This window comes from Actinomycetes bacterium (genome assembly GCA_036510875.1).
Taxonomy (GTDB): Bacteria; Actinomycetota; Actinomycetes; order Prado026; family Prado026; genus DATCDE01.
Genome location: DATCDE010000092.1, coordinates 1 through 2,348, shown reverse-complemented (window position 1 = coordinate 2,348; position 2,348 = coordinate 1). Strand labels below are relative to the sequence as shown.

General features: G+C 67.4%; 2 protein-coding genes. Both read left to right on the top strand.

Annotated features, from left to right (window positions below):
* Nucleotides 1-420, top strand: a 420-nt coding sequence (locus tag VIM19_05380; protein ID HEY5184335.1) for a hypothetical protein, incomplete at its 5' end; no start/stop codon positions are given.
* Between the two features lie 881 nt (nt 421-1,301).
* Complete coding sequence (locus tag VIM19_05375) at nt 1,302-1,670, top strand: hypothetical protein (GenBank protein HEY5184334.1); 369 nt, start codon at nt 1,302-1,304, stop codon at nt 1,668-1,670.
* Nucleotides 1,671-2,348: the final 678 nt, after the last annotated feature.

Genomic DNA, 2,348 nt, shown 5'->3' with positions numbered 1-2,348 from the left:
AGACACGGACGTGGGTCCTCTCTTGAGAGCTTGGCGGCTATCAAGGCGAACCTACGTCCGTCGACATTTACACCGAGGCTGGGACGCGACCGGGCCCGTGACCGTGACCAGATGCGGGCCATCGGTTTCCCAGTCTTCTCTCGGCACGACAGCGTCTGCGGCACCGTCAAGAGCGACCGTGGCAAACTCGGCGGCACCATCGACTTCGCCGGCGTGCGCGTCGCGACGGGAGACCTAGTCGTCGGCGACGCTGACGGAGTCGTCGTTATCCCACGCGAGCGGGTTGATGACGTTCTCGAGGAGGCGGACCGGCGGGTTCCGCACGAGAGGGAGATCCTCGCCGCATTGCGAGCAGGCAAGACCTCCATCGAGCTGTACGACCTCGACGGCGCCGCCCTCCCCCCGAGCACAAGACGCTGACCAAGGACCAGCCCCGAGGGGACAATCCAGGACCCGGCCCGGGGTCGGGCGGGGTACGGCAGGGGTTGCCAACCGATCTCCGAGGGGCCGCAGCGAAGCGCATTGAACCCAGATCTGACCAGGCGCCAGCGACCGCCGGATTCGACTGCCGGGGGACGGTGTCAATCCACCGGATAGGCGGTAGCACGTGACTGACGAGTGATCCCGTCACACGTTCGCAGGCGCCATCGGGGCAACCTTGACCTAGTCATGCTTCGCGTTCACGCCCGGCTGCAGCGGGACGCGACGCCAGAGCAGATCGGCATACACCGCTTCCAGCAGCACCAGGGGTGGCAGGCGACAAGCCACGTTGGCGTTCGACGACCTCAGCGCGTCTGAATTATCACGATGGACATGGCCGCGGTGAGCACGAACAGCAGGAACACAGACTCCAGTCGGTGACCGATCGCTCCTCGAGTGGGCCTCCGGGTGCGATCCCCCGTGGCGTGCCGCGCGTGCTCGCGGTGCTGCACGGACAATGCTTCGCCTCCTTGCATGCGCTTCTCGTCAAGGTAGCCATGGGTCCCGGAGGTGGTGCAGGGCCGTTCGTCCGCGTCACTCTGGTCGAAAGACCGTCCCACCACGGCACTCGACACTCGGCTGGTGCAGGTAACGGGACGGTGGGTGGGCCCACCCGATGTCCGAGTTGCGATCCGAGTCGCTAGCCCTGCCACTCACGCAATCGCCTCAACGCAGCAGCGCACGTCGTTCGGCCCGTACAGTGAAGGGGAGAGATCGGCCCGAGCCCTCGGGCCGGTGGACCTCCGCCGAGTGGCGTACGACGCGCCCCGGCCATGTTGACGCCGCCCCGAAATCGGCCGCGGCCGAAGGCAAGGACGTTGATGAGTTCTGCATTCACCCTCACGTTCCAGGCTCCGCCCGCTCGGGAGCTCTCCGATGCGCAGATCGAGGCCGACTTGACCGCTGACGTCGAGGCGCTCGAAGCCCACCCGCAGGCCCTGCCCGATGTCGAAGTCGCAGACGACCTGGCACCTCTAAGGTTGAGCAAGGGCGCCCGGACCGCAGCCGCCGCCGACGGGGTCAGCGAGGACGCGATCCGCACCGTCATCGCCGCCCCCCACGAGATCCAGCCCGACACGACAGGCAACGGGCGGATGCGTCTGCGCCGCGGGAGCCTCACCGTCGTCGTCGCCCGTGACGGCACGGTCCTCTCCATCCGTGACCGCAAGCCCCGCACCCGACGCAGCTGAGGACCACGCTGGCTCAGCGCCTGAGCTTCGGATCTGGGACCCGTACCTCTCTGGCAACCAATCCGGCGACGTTTCTGGCGACGTGGATAGTCAGCCTGGGCGCATGCCCACACCACTCAGAACTACGACAGGTTGTCCCTTCGCAGCTCATTGATCTTCGCGTGCAAGGCGACTGATCCGCGATCAGAAGGTTGCCTGCTCGCCGAGCCGGGGCTGGTGGATCTCCGTAGGTAGGGGTACATGATCGTGGGCGCCACCGCGTCAACCGCGCGCTAACGCACGGGCGACCCCAACGGTTACCGCCGGCGGCGCTGACGCTCGCGACCGACGCCTAGGGAGCATCGGTTCTGTTCGCTGTCGCTGCAGTCCGGCCTGGCCAGTCAGCCAACCTCAATTCCGACGGGTCCTCGCTGGGCCGCAATTCCGGTAGTTCCAAGATGGGCTGACGGACGACGAAGTGGACAGTGCATCAGCGGCGCCGGCACCAGCGACCGGCCTGGCGGTGCGTCTAACAGGCTGTCCCATGGCGCGTGGCGGTGCATGGAGGATGGCCTGCCCGCGTCGGTGGGGGGGCACGACGCGGGCAGGCCGGCTTGTTAGGCGGCTGGTCCGGCGGTGAGGTTCCCGGTGGCGGTGTGGGGCGTGCCGGCCTGGTCGGTCCATTGCAGGGTGACGGTG